The sequence below is a fragment of the Streptomyces aurantiacus genome (genome assembly GCF_001418335.1).
GTDB lineage: Bacteria > Actinomycetota > Actinomycetes > Streptomycetales > Streptomycetaceae > Streptomyces > Streptomyces aurantiacus.
Genome location: NZ_LIPP01000059.1, coordinates 31,853 through 47,241, shown reverse-complemented (window position 1 = coordinate 47,241; position 15,389 = coordinate 31,853). Strand labels below are relative to the sequence as shown.

12 protein-coding genes are annotated in these 15,389 nt (G+C 70.0%); 3 read left to right on the top strand and 9 right to left on the bottom strand.

Features of this window, described 5'->3' with window-relative positions; all coding sequences use genetic code 11:
- Positions 1 to 60: 60 nt before the first annotated feature.
- The 8 genes from AOK01_RS09150 to AOK01_RS09115 all read right to left on the bottom strand — a co-directional run bounded on the left by AOK01_RS09150 (position 61) and on the right by AOK01_RS09115 (position 10,320).
- Positions 61 to 732: a response regulator transcription factor gene (locus tag AOK01_RS09150; RefSeq protein WP_055510330.1), complete on the bottom strand. Its 672-nt coding sequence runs from the start codon at positions 730 to 732 to the stop codon at positions 61 to 63.
- On the bottom strand, positions 729 to 1,934 hold the full coding sequence (locus AOK01_RS09145; RefSeq protein WP_055510328.1) for a sensor histidine kinase: 1,206 nt from the start codon (positions 1,932 to 1,934) through the stop codon (positions 729 to 731). Before AOK01_RS09145 ends, AOK01_RS09150 begins: the two co-directional genes overlap by 4 nt.
- 2 nt (positions 1,935 to 1,936) lie before the next feature.
- A complete protein-coding gene (locus tag AOK01_RS09140; protein ID WP_055510326.1) occupies positions 1,937 to 2,479 on the bottom strand; it encodes a hypothetical protein in 543 nt (180 codons plus the stop codon).
- Between the two features lie 379 nt (positions 2,480 to 2,858).
- Positions 2,859 to 5,597: a serine/threonine-protein kinase gene (locus AOK01_RS09135; RefSeq protein WP_169800113.1), complete on the bottom strand. Its 2,739-nt coding sequence runs from the start codon at positions 5,595 to 5,597 to the stop codon at positions 2,859 to 2,861.
- A 200-nt stretch (positions 5,598 to 5,797) separates the two neighbouring features.
- The gene (locus tag AOK01_RS09130) at positions 5,798 to 7,003 is read right to left on the bottom strand and encodes an ROK family protein (protein ID WP_055510321.1); all 1,206 of its coding nucleotides are present in this window, start codon (positions 7,001 to 7,003) and stop codon (positions 5,798 to 5,800) included.
- Positions 7,004 to 7,019: 16 nt separating this feature from the next.
- Positions 7,020 to 8,300 carry a sugar ABC transporter permease gene (locus tag AOK01_RS09125; RefSeq protein ID WP_055510319.1) on the bottom strand — a complete coding sequence of 427 codons (1,281 nt, stop codon included), beginning with the start codon at positions 8,298 to 8,300 and terminating at the stop codon, positions 7,020 to 7,022.
- The gene (locus AOK01_RS09120; RefSeq protein WP_055510316.1) at positions 8,297 to 9,103 is read right to left on the bottom strand and encodes an ATP-binding cassette domain-containing protein; all 807 of its coding nucleotides are present in this window, start codon (positions 9,101 to 9,103) and stop codon (positions 8,297 to 8,299) included. The genes AOK01_RS09125 and AOK01_RS09120 overlap by 4 nt, the downstream gene beginning before the upstream one ends.
- Positions 9,104 to 9,219: 116 nt before the next feature.
- Complete coding sequence (locus AOK01_RS09115; RefSeq protein WP_055510314.1) at positions 9,220 to 10,320, bottom strand: sugar ABC transporter substrate-binding protein; 1,101 nt, start codon at positions 10,318 to 10,320, stop codon at positions 9,220 to 9,222.
- Positions 10,321 to 11,373: 1,053 nt separating this feature from the next.
- Here AOK01_RS09115 and AOK01_RS09110 point away from each other — a divergent pair.
- The 3 genes from AOK01_RS09110 to AOK01_RS09100 all read left to right on the top strand — a co-directional run bounded on the left by AOK01_RS09110 (position 11,374) and on the right by AOK01_RS09100 (position 14,057).
- Positions 11,374 to 12,414 (top strand): SDR family NAD(P)-dependent oxidoreductase, encoded by a 1,041-nt coding sequence (locus tag AOK01_RS09110; RefSeq protein WP_055510311.1) that lies wholly within the window; start codon positions 11,374 to 11,376, stop codon positions 12,412 to 12,414.
- Between the two features lie 153 nt (positions 12,415 to 12,567).
- Positions 12,568 to 13,221: a helix-turn-helix domain-containing protein gene (locus AOK01_RS09105; RefSeq protein WP_055510310.1), complete on the top strand. Its 654-nt coding sequence runs from the start codon at positions 12,568 to 12,570 to the stop codon at positions 13,219 to 13,221.
- 95 nt (positions 13,222 to 13,316) lie between these two features.
- Positions 13,317 to 14,057 (top strand): SDR family NAD(P)-dependent oxidoreductase, encoded by a 741-nt coding sequence (locus AOK01_RS09100; RefSeq protein ID WP_055510308.1) that lies wholly within the window; start codon positions 13,317 to 13,319, stop codon positions 14,055 to 14,057.
- 278 nt (positions 14,058 to 14,335) lie between these two features.
- Here AOK01_RS09100 and AOK01_RS09095 read toward each other — a convergent pair whose 3' ends face one another.
- Positions 14,336 to 15,367 carry an LLM class F420-dependent oxidoreductase gene (locus tag AOK01_RS09095; protein WP_055510307.1) on the bottom strand — a complete coding sequence of 344 codons (1,032 nt, stop codon included), beginning with the start codon at positions 15,365 to 15,367 and terminating at the stop codon, positions 14,336 to 14,338.
- Positions 15,368 to 15,389: the final 22 nt, after the last annotated feature.

The following is a 15,389-nucleotide window of genomic DNA, read 5'->3' as shown; positions in this document are numbered from 1 at the left end:
CGAAGGACGCGAAGGGCCGCGGGTGAAAATCGCCGACGACTCGCTCTCTCACAGGGGAGGTCAGGTCAGGCCTGCTGCGATGGCGCGGCGGACGGCGTCGGCGCGGTCGCGGATGGCGGCCTTGGCGAACAGGTTGTTGATGTGGGTCTTGACCGTGGCCTCGCTGATGAAGAGCTTTTCGGCGATGGCCCGGTTCGGCAGGCCCTGACCGATGAGGGTGAGCACTTCGCGCTCGCGTGGTGTGAGGTCCTGAGGCAGTGGCAGTGGCTGTCCTGCGGCCGGCGGGCGGGTTCGGGCGGCTGCCAGCAGCCGGTCCTGGACCTCGCGGTCGAGGACGGCCTGACCCGCCGCGGCGGCGCGGATCGCACGGATGATGTCCTGGCGCCCCGCGTTCTTCGTCAGATAGCCACGGGCACCGGCGCCCAGCGCGGCCAGGATCGATTCGTCGTCGGCGAAGGTGGTCAACACCACCACGGCGACCTGTGGATGCTCCTCGCTCAGCCGGCGGGTCGTCTCGATGCCGTCCATCACCGGCATGCGCAGATCCATCAGGACGACGTCCACCGGTGCGGCGGCCACGGCAGTGAGCACCTCGGTGCCGTCCACCGCGGCGGCGACGACCTCGATGTCCTCGGACATGCCGAGCATCGCCGCCAGCGGCTCCCGGACGGCGGCCTGATCGTCGGCGACGATCACCTTCAGCCGCTGCGTATTCTCCGTCGGTTCGTTCATCCCGGGATCACTGCCTCCACCAGCCAGCCGCCTTGGTCGGGGCCCTCCGTGACCGGGCCCGCGGTCATGGTGCCACCCAGCAGGGCGACGCGTTCGCGCATGCCGATCAGCCCCATTCCGCTGCCGACGCCTGCCGTCACCTCGCCGACCGCGGGACCGTTGAGAATCCTCAGTGTCGTCGATGCGGCATCGAACGTCAGCTCCACCCGGGCGTCGGCGCCCGGGGCGTGCCGGGCGGCGTTGGTCAGCGCCTCCTGGGCGATACGCAGCAGGTTCTGGGTGACCTGCGCCGACAGTTCGCGGACGGTTCCGGTGACGGTCAGGGCGTCGCGGTGGCCGGAGGACTCGACCATCGCGGTCAGGCTGTCGAGCAGCGGAAGGGCGTCCTCGCGCAGCGCGTATACGGTCCACTGGGCCTGTTTCAGGCTCTCTTTGACCATGCTGTGGGCCTTGTCGTTCGCCTCGCGGACCTTTCCCAGATCGCCGGTGTCGAGTAGGGCGTCCGCCAGTTCCAGCTGCATGTTGATCCCGGCCAGTGAATGCGCCAGCACATCGTGGACGTCCCGGGCGATCCGGCCGCGCTCGGTGAGGACGGCGGTCCGGGCTTCGGCGCGGGCGGCCCGCTCGGCAGACTCGGCGGACGAGATCATCGCCTCCACGGCGCGCTGTCTGCTGCGGCTGAGGATCCCGGCCACCACCGGGGCGCCGATGGTGAGGCCGAGGGCCCAGGGCAGTTCCTCGTGACCGGGGCCGAGGCGGAAGTACAGGACACCGCCGCAGAGCAGGCTGGACGCAGCCGCAATCGACAGAGCCTGCTTGAGGGGAAGGCGGTAGCCGATATGGCCGACGAGGAAGTACGCGAACAGGTAGGTGGAGCCGCTGCGGCCGACTCCGATGAGGGCGGCGGCCGCCACGACACCCAGGGTCAGCCAGACGAGCGCGGCGCGGGGAGGGAACCTGGCGTCGGGCACGTGCCGGGCCAGCAGAGCGACGGAATTGACCACGATCAGCGCGGCCACCGCCAGGCCACGGCCGCTGGTGTCCACCGGGCGGACGGTCACGATCGCGGCGACGACGACCGCCAGAGTGACGACCCATTGCGCACGGGGGTCCTGGCGGGGTATGACCCGGGGGCCGGGCTCCCGCTCAGGAGCCGGCCCGGGGTCGGGGGTACTCGTGGACACGCCGCGACCATAGCCCACGGTCAGGCGGTGCGGTCGAGGGCTGCGGTGGGACGCGTACCCGCGGGGTGCTGCGGCCGGCGGTCCACCCGGCGGCTCCGGACGAAGACCGTGGTCAAGCGTGTGACCACCTCGGTGAGCGCCATCAGCACGAACGCGGCAACCCAGGCGTCGACGGTGGTGATGTCATGGGTGACGCTGAACCGGGCCACGTCGTCGGCGCCGCCGTGATCGACCCACACCTGGAAGCCCATGCGCGCGCCCATGCCGAGCACCCACAGGACTGCCGAGACGGCACCTGCCTTGATGAAAAGGTGTCCGTCGGCACCGCGGATCCGGGTGTGGACGCCGCCTGCGACGCCGAGCACCGCGCCGGCCCCGACCAGCGCTCCGACCAGCACCAGGTCGTTGCCCGCGGTGGGGACGGTGTGCAGGTACCGGGAGGCCACGAAGGCCACGATCCCCAGAGGGAGCAAGTAGGACTTGAAGTCCAGGCGGCCTTCTCGCAGCTGCCGGAAGACGACGAGTACGAGGGCGATGTCGGTGATCCAGTCGGTGGTGGTCATGCCCTCAAGCGTGCTGTCACGCGACCTTGCGCGCCTGGACCCACGGGTGGAAGTGAGGGTGGAGTCCGGCGGTCCGCCGCATCCTCGGCACCAGTACGCCGCGACTCCCGCGGGGCGTGGTCGCCGTCCGTCTGCCGGACCTGCCGCCGCGCACGGTCCGGCGTGCGTCACTCCCACGGTGCGGCCGCGCCTTCCGAGCCGGCCACACCGACCCTGATGGTGACAGAGCCGGCGAGGCGGTCGGCGCTGATCTGCCAGGTCTTCGGGGAACGGACGCCGAGGGAACAGCCGGTAGACCTCCGCGTGGCCTGCCGCGAACCGGATCCACGCTGTTCACAGATGGCTTTGCGCAACATCCGTCGGCACACCCATGGGAGCATCAGTCGATCGCGGTCGGTTCGGGGACGGCGTCCGGATCCGGGTCGGGCGGCTCCGCATTCTCCGCCTCGTCCGGTGTTCCCACGTCTTCGAGCGAGATCTCCTCCTGCGCCTCGGGCGTCGAGGCGAGCCGCGCCAGGAACTCCCCGGGATCGCGGGGGCGGGAGTCGGGTGAACGGGACAGCGTGCTGCCGAGCAGCGCACGGAGTTCTTCGGAGACGGGCAGGGCGTCCACGGACACCTCCGTGTTCGCGATCTCGTAGATCATCTGAATCGCCGACGACGCGTCCCAGGGCAGCGTTCCCGCAAGGCACTGGTACATGAGGATCCCCAGCGTGTACAGGTCGGTCCTGATGTCCGCAGGGCCGCCCCGTGCCTGTTCAGGGGCCATGTATCCCGGTGTCCCGATCACCATCCCGACGACGGTCAGCTCCCTGTCGTCCGTCAGCGGTCTCGCGATGCCCAAGTCGATGATCACAGCGCCGCGTTCGGGATGGACCAGGACGTTGCTCGGCTTGAGGTCGATACGCGAGATGCCCATGTCGTCGATGAAGGCGAGAGCCTCGCCCAACTGCCGGCCGATCCGCGCGACCAGCCCGGCGGGCAGCGGGCCCCGCTCGTTCAACACGTCCCACAGGGAAGGACCCTCGACCAGTTCCATGATCAGTGCGGGCTCGGCGTCCGCGCCGCCGCCCAGGGCGTCCAGCGTGCGTACGATCTGCGGATGGTTCAGCTGACGGCTCACCTGGGCCTCACGCCGGAACCTCGCCAGCATCTGCTCGTCGTTGCGGGCGGCGTTGTGCAGCACCTTGATGGCGATGGGCCGGCCGGTCAGCAGGTCCCGTCCCTGGTACACCGCGCCCATCCCGCCCTGGCCCAGAAGGCTGCTCATCTCGTACCGCTCGGCCAGTACGGCGACCGCGGGGGTGCCGGCCGCGGGGGCCGCCGACGCGGCAGGGGCCCGGGGCACCGACGGCGTCCCGCCCGCCGGAAGGGGGCCGTGGCCCGTCACCGGCGGAGACGGCGGAGCGGGATCGACGGTCACGGTCCCGCCGTACGGGCCGGAGCCCGGCAGCGGTGCGACGATCCCCAGATCCGAACGTTCGCTCTCACTGCTGCGTACGAAGCCGGCCAACTGGCGCTTGTACGCGTCCGACAACTTGTAGTAGGCCAGCGTGGATTCCGCGCCGCCGTACCGGGTCGCGTTCGGTCGGCCGGGCTCGCTCACCACGTCCAGCATGCCCGCCCTGACCAGATGCCGCATCAGGCGCTCCACCGCAGGCGGCGTCATCCGCAGCAGCGGGTCGATCCCCTGAGAACCCGTCACATCGGTGCAGGTGAACGGTCTGCCTTCGCTGCGCAGCGCCCAGTCCACCACGTGGTAGCCGCCGAGCCGTCGCCGGTCGTCGTCGATCGCCACGCGCGCGGGTCCCTCGGGATCGCTCACGGCGATCGCCTCGGAGACGACCGCTTCCAGCCGTGCGTAGAAGTCGATCCGTGCCCAGTCCGCCTCACTCACACGCAGCGAGGGGGAGCCGTCCTCCCACACCACCGTCGAGTTGAACTCCTGCAGCAGACGCCGCGGTACGCCGCGCGCCTTGAAGCACAGATAGCTGATGAACCGGGCCAGTCTCGCCTCGTCCATCGGCGTCTGCGGGATGCGGTACGTGATGTCGGGTGGGTAGGTGGGGTACGTGACAGGCGCACCGTTCACCGTGCCGCCGGGAGGCGGTGTCGGAGGACCCCGGACCGGTTGTGGTTCCTGTGCGCCGACCTCTCCGACCAGGCCCCGGACCAGACGTTCGGGCGCGTCCCACAGGCACGGCACGTACATCCGCCAGCCGAAGACACTCTCGTACACGCCGTTGCCCCGGTCGGCGTCCTGGATGGCGCGGTCGTGCAGATCGGGACCGGCCACGACGATGAAGTGCGCGCCGCGCGCCGTGAGGACGTTCTTGATCCGGCCCAACACCCCCTCGAAGAGAGCGAGTTCCTCGTCCTTGTTGTCGGTGAGCTTGTCCACCTCGTCGAGGACGACCACCGGGTGCACCCGCAGCCTCGCGGTCTGTCGTCGGCGTCTTCGCCGTAACAGCCTTTGCGGACGCGTCCGTTGCTCGGGGCGGCCCTCGCTGCCGTTGAGGAGATGGAGGATGCGGACGAGGTCGTGCTCGACGTCCGTCTCGGAGTACGCGAGGAACGCCGCCTCCGAGGCCTGCGCGCGGGTCCGGCGGCTGTTGAAGCTCATCGTGGGAAGCAGTCGGTGCTGCGGAGCGAGCCCCACGGTCGTGCCCCGTTCCTTGCTCTCCGACTGGGTCTGGGTGAACGACAGCGACGTACGCGAGTAGGCCAGCAGCAGCGACCGCTGCACCTCCCGTGGCAGACCCACCAGCAGATCACGGTCGTCGAGAGACTCGAAGATGCGCCGCACGACGGCGAACAGCAGCTGATCGGTCGTCATGGTGCGCCCCACGTTCAGATGCACCACCAGCATGACGTCCCGTTTGCCCCACGCGTCCTTGGCCTTGTCCAGCGCTCGCAGCACCAAGGTCGACTTGCCGACGCCCCGGAAACCGCTCACCAGGAAGGCCCCGCCGTGCGAGTAGGTCAGCCGCTCCCTCAGCGCCTGGACCAGCGACTCGTGCCCGAGCGCCGGAAGGGCCTCGTCACCGGCCGGCAACGGCTCGTGGATGTACCGGAACTTACGGCGCAGCGGCATGTAGAGCACAACATCGTCCCCCAAGACTGTGCTACGGCTACGCGTTCAGCCTACGGCGCCACGATGTGTTCGGCGTCACTCGTTCCGACCTTCACTCCTCCTGGCCCGGACTCTGGTAGGGCCGGGACCACTGTCGTGGTGCCAGTGGGAGCCGGACGGGATCCGTGCCGAGGGGTGCCGCCGGATCGGCGTGTTCGCCGCCTGCGTCCCGGCGAAGGAGGGGGCTACGCGCCGGCCCGGGCCAGTGTCTCCAGGGGGCCGACCAGGATCTCGGAGAAGGCGAGTTCGGCGGCTCCGATGAGGACCGCGTCGTCGCCGAGTTCCCCCACTCTCAGCCGCAGGTTCTCGCGGGAGGACGTGAGGGCCAGGCGGTTGATGCGGCTGCGGATCTGGGCGGCCGAGCCGAGGAACACCTCGCGGAGCGTCCCGCCGAAGACGACCGTGCGCGGGTTGAGCACGTTGACCAGGTTGGCGACGCCGATGCCGAGCCAGTCGCCGACGTCGCGCAGGGCGGCGCGGGCGGTGATGTCGCCCCGGTCGGCCGCCTCGACGACGGCACGTACGGCTTCCCGGCCGGTGGCCGTCGGGTCGCGCCGCGCGGTCTCCAGCAGGGCGCGTTCCCCGGCCTCGGCTTCGAGGCAGCCGTGTGCTCCGCAGCCGCAGGGCCTGCCGTCCCGCGGGTTGACGACCATGTGCCCGATCTCGCCGCCGTACCCGCAGTCGCCGGTCAGCAGTTGGCCACCGGTGATGACACCCCCGCCGATGCCGATGTCGCCGTGCAGGTACACGAGGTCCTGGCAGCCGGTCCCGGCACCGCGCAGATGCTCCGCGAGCGCACCGAGACTGGCCTCGTTGGCCACCGAGACGGGAAGGCCGAGGCCCAGCCGGCGCATGAGGTCCTCGCCGAACTCCTCGTCCTCCCAGCCGAGGTGGGGAGCGGCACGGACGAGGCCGTCCGGCCGGCGCACCATCCCGCGGACGGCGGCGGCCACGCCGACACAGTAGGTGCCGTGCTGTGCCGTGCCCACCATGTCCAGCGCGGAGCCGGCGAGGATCTCGGCCACCTTGCCGGCGTCGCGGCGGCCGGGAGCCATGGGGATCTCCCTGCGGTCGAGGAAGACCCCGCCCAGGCCGATACGGGCGGCGGCCAGCCGGTCCACGCCCACGTCGAAGGCGAGGACGTACACGCGGTCGGACTCGGGCCGTACGACCAGGGAAGGCCGGCCCGCCCTGCCGGTGTCGCGGGGCAGTTCCTCACGGACCAGTCCGGCCGAGCCCAGCTCGCTCACCAGACCCAGGATGGTGCTGCGGTTGAGGCCCATGCGCTCGGCCAGGACGGCCCGTGACATGGAGCCGCCGATGTGTACGTGGCGGAGCAGGGTGCCGAGGTTGTGCCGGCGGATCTCCTCCTGCGAGGGACCGGCTTTCATGGAGCCACAGACCTCATCATCGTTGTACGGCCCGGCGACGGGACAGCGCATCCACGCCTGCGGCCACCAGCAGGACCGAACCCGTGACAGCGTACTTGACCCCTGAGCTGTACCCCATCAGGCCCATGCCGTTCTGGATGACCGCGACCACCATGCCGCCGAGCACGGCGTCGACGACCCTGCCCCGCCCGCCGAACAGGCTCGTTCCGCCGATCACGGCGGCGCCGACGGCCAGCAGCAGCACGTTGCTGCCACCGGTGTTGGGGTCGACCGAGTTGCCCCGGGACGCGGCGATGATGCCGCCCACCGCGGCCAGGGAGGAGCAGATGACGAACGCGGAGATCCGGATGGCGGACACGTTGATGCCGGCCCGGCGGGCGGCCTCGGCGTTGCCGCCCACCGCGTAGATGTGCAGGCCGAACGAGGTGCGCTGGAGCAGGAACGTACCGGCGACGAGAAGGACGCCGATGACCGGCACCACGATCGGGACACCCTTGAGCGAGTCGACGATGATGTTGCGGCTGCGCTCCTGGTTGAGCAGGTACACGGCGATCGCACCGAGCGCAGCCAGGCCGCCGATCCTGACCGCGAGCAGGGTGATCGGAGCGGTGGCGAGCCCGCGGTGCCGGCGGTTGCGGTTCTGCCGGAGCTGTATCGCCGCGTACGCCCCGACACTGACGGCGAGCAGCACCCAACCCAGTGCGGGGGAGAGGTTGTTGTTGGCGACGGCCAGGATCGTCTCGTCCCGGACGGAGATGTTGGTGCCTTCCTTCAGCAGCATCAGCACGACGCCCTGGAACCCCAGGAAGGCGGCGAGGGTGACCACGAAGGAGGGGATGCCGACCTTCGCCACCAGCAGGCCGAGCAGTAGGCCGATGACCGTGCCGGTGAGGATCGCCGCGCCGGCCGCGCCGTACCAGGGCCATCCGTGGTCGGTGAGCAGGATGGCCAGGACGGCGGCGCAGACCCCGCTGGCGTACCCCGCGGACAGGTCGATCTCCCCGAGGAGGAGGACGAAGACCAGGCCCATGGCGATGGCGATGCTGCCCGCGCCCTGGGTCAGCAGGTTGGCGAAGTTCAGCTCGGACAGGAAGACCGGGCGCAGCGCGGCGAAGAACACGCACAGGACGATCAGGCCGAGTATGGCGGGGAGGGCGCCCAGTTCGCCGCCCCTCACCCGGTCGACGTAGTTCCGGGCGACCGAGCGCAGGCTCGTGGTCCCGGCGGCTCCGTTCTTCTTCGGCGTGCCGGGGCCGCGTGGCAGCTCCGGCTTCTCGGGGGCGACTGCGGCGGTCATGCGGTGGCTCCGTTGGTGTGGGCGAGGCCGAGGTCCCCGCTGCGGCCTGAGGTGATGAGTTCGACGACCTGGGAGTACGTCACGTTCGACGTGCTGACCTGGGCGGCCATCCGGCCCAGGTAGAGGGCGGCGATGCGGTCGGACACCGCGAAGACGTCGTTCATGTTGTGCGAGATGAGGACCACGGCGAGACCGTTGTCGGCCAGCCGCCTGACCAGTTCGAGGACCTGGGCCGTCTGGGCGACACCGAGCGCGGCGGTCGGCTCGTCCAGGACGACGACCTTGTTGTTCCACAGCACGGCCTTGGCGATGGCCACGGTCTGCCGCTGGCCGCCGGAGAGACTGGAGACCTGCTGGCGGATGGACGTGACGGTGCGGACCGACAGCCCGTCGAGGGTCTGGGCGGCCATCTCCTCCATCGTCGCGTCGTCCAGGACGAGTCCCCGGCGCTTCTCGCGGCCGAGGAACATGTTCTGCACGATGTCGAGGTTGTCGCAGAGCGCCAGGTCCTGGTACACGATCTCGACGCCCAGGGCCGCCGCCTCACGCGGGCTGTGCACCTGGACCTGCTCACCTTCGAACCAGTACTCGCCGCCGTCGAACGAGTGGATTCCGCCGATGCACTTGACCAGGGTGGACTTGCCCGCGCCGTTGTCTCCGACGAGCGCGGTCACCTCTCCCGGGTGGACGTCGAAGGACACGTCGTGCAGTACCTGCACGGCGCCGAAGCTCTTGTCGATCCCGCGCAGTCGAAGGATCGGGTCCGGCTTCGGATTCGGGTTCGCGTTGGGGGTCGCTGTCATGGAGGACGGCTCCTTACGGTCGTGAGGTCGCGGGTCCCTGTCCCGGGGAGGTGGGTGCCGGGGCCCGCGGTCGGGCCGGCCGGACCGGGGGCAGCGGTCCGGCCGGCCGGTCGGGGCTACTTGATGCCGGCCTTCGCGCACAGGGCGGCGTACTTGCCCGTGCACAGCTCCTTCGCGGTGACGAAGCCGTCGTCCACGACGTCCTTGACGTTGTCCTTGTAGATGGCGACCGGCGTCTCCAGCACGGACGGGACCTTGCGCTTGCCCTCGGGGTCCTCGACGGCCGCGTTGGTCTCGCCCTTCTCGCCCTTGGCGAGGGAGACGGCGAGCTTGGCCGTGGCGTCGGCCTCCTTCTTGACCGCCTTGTAGACGGTCATGCACTGGTCGCCGGCGAGGACGTTCTGCAGTCCCTGCGCGGTGGCGTCCTGGCCGGTGACCGGGACCTCGCCGTTGCGGTTCTGCTTGCGCAGGACGGCGATGGCCGCGTTGCCGAGACCGTCGTTGGCGGCGAGCACCCCGCCGATCTCGGGCTCGCTGGTGAGCATCTGCTCGAAGATGGTGCCGGCCTGGGCGTTGTCCCAGTCCGGGACGGACTGGTCCGGGCCCTTCACGTAGTCGCCCGACTTGTACTTCGGACCGAGGACGCCGTTGTAGCCGTCGGCGAAGAGGGTGGCGTTGTTGTCCGTCGGGGAGCCGTTGAGCGTGGCGACGATGGGCTTCTTGGCCTTCATGTCGCTCAGGCACTTGCTGAGGCCCTCGCCCTGGAGCTTGCCGACCGCGGTGTTGTCGAAGCTCACGTAGTACTGGGCGGAGCCACCGAGGGTGAGCCGGTCGTAGTCGATCGTGGCGACGCCCTGCCCCTTGGCCTTGTCCAGGACCGCCTTGCCCGTGCCGCTGTCCAGGTTCACGATCACCAGGACGTTCACGCCACTGGTGATCATCTGGTCCGCGATGGTCTGGAACTCCTGCTTGTCGCCCTGCGCGTTCTGGATGTCGTACTCGACGCCCGCCGCCTTGAACGCCTCGGAGAGGTACTTGCGGTCCGCGGTCTCCCAGCGGGCCGAGGACTTGCTGTCCGGGAGGATCACCCCGATCTTCGGCTTGGCGCCGGAGCCGGAGCCGGAGTCGCTGTCGTTCGACGACGAGTCGTCGCCACAGGCGGTGAGCGAGCTGACCAGCACCACCGAGGCGGCGGTGAGGAGGAGTCCCTTGCGCATGGGCAGGGTCCTTTCTGGTGTTACGGCCGGACTGCCGGACGTACGAGGGTGATGAGGAGGAAGGCGAGAAGCGCGCTCTCGCGGGGGAATTGCCGGGTGTCGGGTGATCCGCCCGTCTGAATGTTGTGAGCGGGAACTTACGGCGCCCCGGAACTCGTGCGCCAGAGTGCGGTAGGCGCTATTTGTCATCCGCCATAACAATTAGGTGACGCTGCCGCATGGTGGTGGCCCAACCGCCTCCTGGGCGCCATGAGCCAGAGAGGGCATGAGGCGTTGCGAGGCTCGGCCGTGCAGCGGCTCGTGGGGAGGCATGGACGACTCGGTGGAGGACAGCGAGTCCGTTCGGTGAGGACCGCTTCTTCGCCCCGCTTCTTCATCTTCTCGATCCCGGCATGCGGAGAATGCTCTTCATCCCGGCATGCGGAGAATGCTCTTCATCCCGGCATGCGGAGAACGAGCAGCGTCGCGCTAGTTGGTCCGGCAGACCGGGCAGACCGGGCGGGCCCGGCCTGCTGGGCCGCGGGTGCTACGACACCGGCAGGCCCGCCGCCTTCGGCACCGGGCTGAGCACGACCGTCGAAACCGTCTGCGACGGCCACCGCGATGTCGGCTACCCGGATCGCGCCGTGATCGACGCCGGCGGCAGCAATGAGGTGCCGGTCAAGGTGAATGAGGTGCCGTTCAGGGTGTCGGGACCAGGTCGCACGGCGCGGCGGAGCACCGACGGGACGGAGGTGACCGTAAGGGGGGCGAGGCATGGCGAGGCGGCCGGGATTCGAGGTGAGGCAGCCGTGCCCGTGGCGCGCGAAAGGGTCCGCGCCGCCGGCCGGGCAGCCCGGGCCCGGGACGACCGAGGGAGAGCCGGGATCTGGAAGATCCTCGTGCTCCGCCGAAGGAAAGAGGGCCGGCACTGCCCGGTGGCGAGCCGTCTCCGCACCGCGCGTACCGCGTCCACGGTCCGATGACAGGACCGTGCTCGGCGTCTACACGCAGGCGTCGCGGGTACTCGGATCGTCTTACATGAGCGAGGTAGCGAGGTGAGGTGAGGCAGAGATGGCACCGACGCCACGCCCGTCTACTCTCGACGGGCTCTGTGCACTGGTCACAGGCGGATCGCGCGGGCTGGGGCTACTCCTGTCCGCGCGGTTGGCTCGGCGGGGTTGCCGAGTGACCATGGCGGCTCGCGACGCAGGCGAACTGCGCCGCGGCGCCGACTGGGTGAAGGAACGAACCGGCTCCACGGTTGCCACGGAGGTGTGCGACGTCCGCGACCGGGACGCGGTCGAGGCCGTGGTCCGGCAGACGGAAAGTCGTCAGGGCGGTCTGGACATCGTCATCGCCAACGCGGGAGTCATCCAGGTCGCACCGCTGGCGTCGCTCGACAGCGGAGCCTTCGACGACGCCATGGCAACCATCTTCGGTGGGGCGGTGAACACCGCCATGGCCGCGCTGCCTCACCTGCGCCGCAGTGGGGCCGGCGGCCGTCTCTGCCTCATCGGGTCCGTCGGCGGCCTGCTCGCCGTTCCGCACCTGCTGCCCTACTCCTGTGCGAAGGCCGCCGTGGGAACGCTGGGAGAGGGGCTGCGGGCGGAGACAGCGGACACGAATGTCAGCGTGACCACGGTCCACCCCGGCCTGATGCGCACCGGATCACATCTTCAGGCGGAATTCGGTGGCCAGGCCGCCAAGGAGTTCGCCTGGTTCTCGGCTCTGTCAGGGACACCCGTCGTGTCGATGGACGCCGACCGCGCGGCCGAGCGCATCGTGCGGGCCCTGGAGCGGAGGCGGACCCGCCTGGTACTCACCCCCGCGGCGCGAGCCGCCGGAGTGGCACACGGCGTAGCACCTACCGTGGTCACGCGGATCAGCGGCCTCGCCGCCCGGTTTCTCCCGCCGTCCCCGTCCCCGTCCCCGTCCCCGTCCGGGGACGGCGGCGCCGGCGGTACGACGGAGGGCGGCATGGCGCAGGGCCACGGCATCGACGGTGCCCGCTCCACGTGGACGGAGAAGGTACGCAGGTTGGGCAGCCGACTCAACGACCGCGCCGCACGCCGCTACAACCAGGCTGTTCCGGGCCCTCCGACCAGTGCCTGACCGTAGGGCACGCGCTCGGGGGCGAGCCGACCCGCTTCCCACACGATCAGTCAGCCGTCCATGGGAGTTCCCACGTCTGTTCCATGAGCAGGCGGGCCGGGTCACGACGCATACCCTTGTCCCGGTCCGTGGTTGTGGTGGAAGCGGGGTGTGATGGCCGAGCGGGAACCGCGCGGTGTCGTCGACGGTGCCTTCCGGGTGCTGCGGGCTCTGCCCGAAGCCGGCCGGAAGCATCAGGTGGCGCGTCTCGCCCAGTTGACAGGGCTGCCTCGTCCGACGGTGCACCGGCTGCTGGGCCAGCTGCGCCGATCCGGCGCGGTGGAGTGGGCTGACGGTCATTGGGCCCTGTCGGCGTCGCTGCTGGGCCTCGCGCGGCAGGTCGAGCCGCTGGCCGGTCTGCGGGAGACCGCCTCGAAGGTCATCCAGCGTCTGCGCGAAGAGACGGGCGCCGCGGTGTCCCTGGTCGTACCGTCGGACGGCTCGTTCGTCGCGCTGGAGATGGTCCCGGGCCGGGACACGCTGCCGATCGACGCACGTAGCGGCGCGCGGATGCCCGCGTCGACGGCCGCCGCGATGGTTCTGACCCCCAGTGCGATGCCGGCGGCGCGGCGGCGGCCGTTCGGAGCCGCGGTCGACGACCAGGACGTGTTCGTGGGGCTGACCTGCTACGCCGTGCCGGTCGGCCTGCCCGGTGGGCGCCGGGCGTCGTTGCAGATCGCGACCGCGGCGCAGCGGCCCGCGGACAGACTCGCGGCGTCCGTCCACCGGGCCGCCGCCGCACTGGAACGCAGGCTCTCCGGGCTGTGATCCGGTGGTTGTCCGTTCAGCGGACAACGCCTCGCCCCGGGCGGGGCGCTTCCTCCATCGTGGCGGGGATCGATCCCACCGATGGAAGGACACTCATGACGGACCGGAAAATCGCCCTGGTCACCGGGGCCGGGCGCGGGCTGGGCCTGGGCATGGCGCAACACCTGACGCGCTCGGGGGTCGCGGTGCTCGGCACCTATCTCACCAGTGAGCGCGCAGCCACCGAGGCGACCGGGCCGGACCTCGCCTTCTGTCGGCTCGACGTCACCCGGACCGACACGTTCCCGGAGTTCGTCACCGTCGTGCGGAGCACGCTGCGGGAACGGTTCGGCGTGGAGACCTTCGACTACCTGGTCAACAACGCCGGCATCGGCACCTACGCGCCGTACGCGGTGACCACGCCCGACCAGTTCGACGAGCTGGTCCGGATCAATCTCAAGGCACCGTTCTTCCTCACTCAGGCGCTGCTGCCCCTGATCAACGAGGGCGGCCGCGTGCTCAATGTGTCGACCGCTCTCACCCGGGGTGTCGTACCCGGGATGTCCGCCTATGCCGCCACCAAGGGCGCGATCGAGGTCCTGACCCGCTACCAGGCCGTCGAACTCGCCGAACGGTCCATCCGGGTCAACACCCTCATGGGCGGCGCGGTCGTGACCGACTTCGGCGGAGGCATCATGCGCTCGCCGGACGTGCAGAAGCTCGCCGCCGACACGATTGCCCAGGGCCGGATCGCCACGACCGACGACATCACCGCGGTGGTCCCGGCCGTCCTCTCCGACGCCTTCCAGTGGGCGACCGGATCGATCATCGACGTGTCCGGCGGCCAGAGCCTCTGACGCGGCGTGGACCGAGATTCTCCCCTCACCTCGGTGGTGGATCAGGGCCGGCAACGGGGGCGACCCCGTCGACGACGGGCCGCAGCCCCGAACACGGCAGGTCGGTGCACCGTCGAACTCTGCCGGCCGTTCACTGGTACGACGCCACGAGGCGAGGTGCTGACGCACGTCCAGGTGGCAGCGGAGTCGCTTCAGCGATCCCGAGGCCGGGAGTCCACCACCTCGGGGCCATTGACCGTCGAGCGCTGCAAGGGGTGTTGCCCGGGCAGAAGCGGAAGTCAGGCCACCCACTCTTTGAGTCGGCGCACGAGTCCGGCGGGGTCGTCGCCGGTCGGGGTCACCTGGAGATTGGTGACGCCGGACTCGCGGAAGGCTTCGATCCGTTCCCGGACGTAGGAGGCCGGGCCGACGAGGTTGATCTGTTCGAGGAGTTCGAATGGGACCTTGGCTTCGGCTTCCTTCTTCTTGCCGTCGAGATAGAGGTCCTGGATCTCCTTGGCCTCGGCTTCGTAGCCGTAGCGTCGGACGAGGTCGTTGAAGAAGTTCTTGCCGCGGGCGCCCATGCCTCCGATGTAGAGCGCGAGCACCGGCCGCGCGAGGTCGAGTATCTCCTTCACGTCCTCGCCGACAGCGACGATGCCACCGGCGACGACCTCCAGGGGCGCGAGGTGCTCGGAGCGCTTCGCGGTTCCCGCGGCAAGCGCGTCGCCCCATACCCCGGCGGCGCCTTCGGGGGAGTACAGGAAAGGCAGCCAGCCGTCGGCGTACTCCGCCGCGCCTTCGACCGATTTCGGTCCCAGCGCGGCGAGGTAGAGCGGAACCGAGGGGCGTAGCGGCTTGGTCATGATTTTCAGCGGCTCGCCGAGACCGGTGCCCTGACCGGCTGGGAGCGGGATCTCGAAGGAGCGGCCGCTGTGGTCGACCGCCTCGTGCCGCAGGGCCGCGCGGATGATGTCGACGGTTTCCTTGGTACGGCCGGTCGACTGTACGAAGGGCATGCCGTGCCACCCCTCGACGATCTTCGGGTTGGAGGCGCCGAGGCCGATGATGGCGCGACCGCCGGACACGCTGTCGAGGCCGGCCGCGGTCGATGCGAGCATGGTCGGGGTGCGGGAGTAGACGTTGAGGATGGCTGCGCCGATCTCCACACTTGAGGTGCGGGCCGCCAGGTAGCCCATCAGGGTCGGCGAGTCGTAGCCGTACCCCTCGGCGACCCAGACCGTGTCGAGCCCGGCGGCCTCAAGTCGAGTGATGTGGTCAGCGGCCTCGCGTGGGTCGGTGCCGTAGGTGAGCATCGTGGAGATCTTCATGGTTCCCTTCGTGGCCCTTCAT

Coding starts and splice junctions, on each gene's coding strand:
- AOK01_RS09150 (WP_055510330.1), bottom strand. CDS start 732: ATGAACGAACCGACGGAGAATACGCAGCGGCTGAAGGTGATCGTCGCC.
- AOK01_RS09140 (WP_055510326.1), bottom strand. CDS start 2,479: ATGACCACCACCGACTGGATCACCGACATCGCCCTCGTACTCGTCGTC.
- AOK01_RS09130 (WP_055510321.1), bottom strand. CDS start 7,003: ATGAAAGCCGGTCCCTCGCAGGAGGAGATCCGCCGGCACAACCTCGGC.
- AOK01_RS09125 (WP_055510319.1), bottom strand. CDS start 8,300: ATGACCGCCGCAGTCGCCCCCGAGAAGCCGGAGCTGCCACGCGGCCCC.
- AOK01_RS09120 (WP_055510316.1), bottom strand. CDS start 9,103: ATGACAGCGACCCCCAACGCGAACCCGAATCCGAAGCCGGACCCGATC.
- AOK01_RS09115 (WP_055510314.1), bottom strand. CDS start 10,320: ATGCGCAAGGGACTCCTCCTCACCGCCGCCTCGGTGGTGCTGGTCAGC.
- AOK01_RS09110 (WP_055510311.1), top strand. CDS start 11,374: ATGGCACCGACGCCACGCCCGTCTACTCTCGACGGGCTCTGTGCACTG.
- AOK01_RS09105 (WP_055510310.1), top strand. CDS start 12,568: ATGGCCGAGCGGGAACCGCGCGGTGTCGTCGACGGTGCCTTCCGGGTG.
- AOK01_RS09100 (WP_055510308.1), top strand. CDS start 13,317: ATGACGGACCGGAAAATCGCCCTGGTCACCGGGGCCGGGCGCGGGCTG.
- AOK01_RS09095 (WP_055510307.1), bottom strand. CDS start 15,367: ATGAAGATCTCCACGATGCTCACCTACGGCACCGACCCACGCGAGGCC.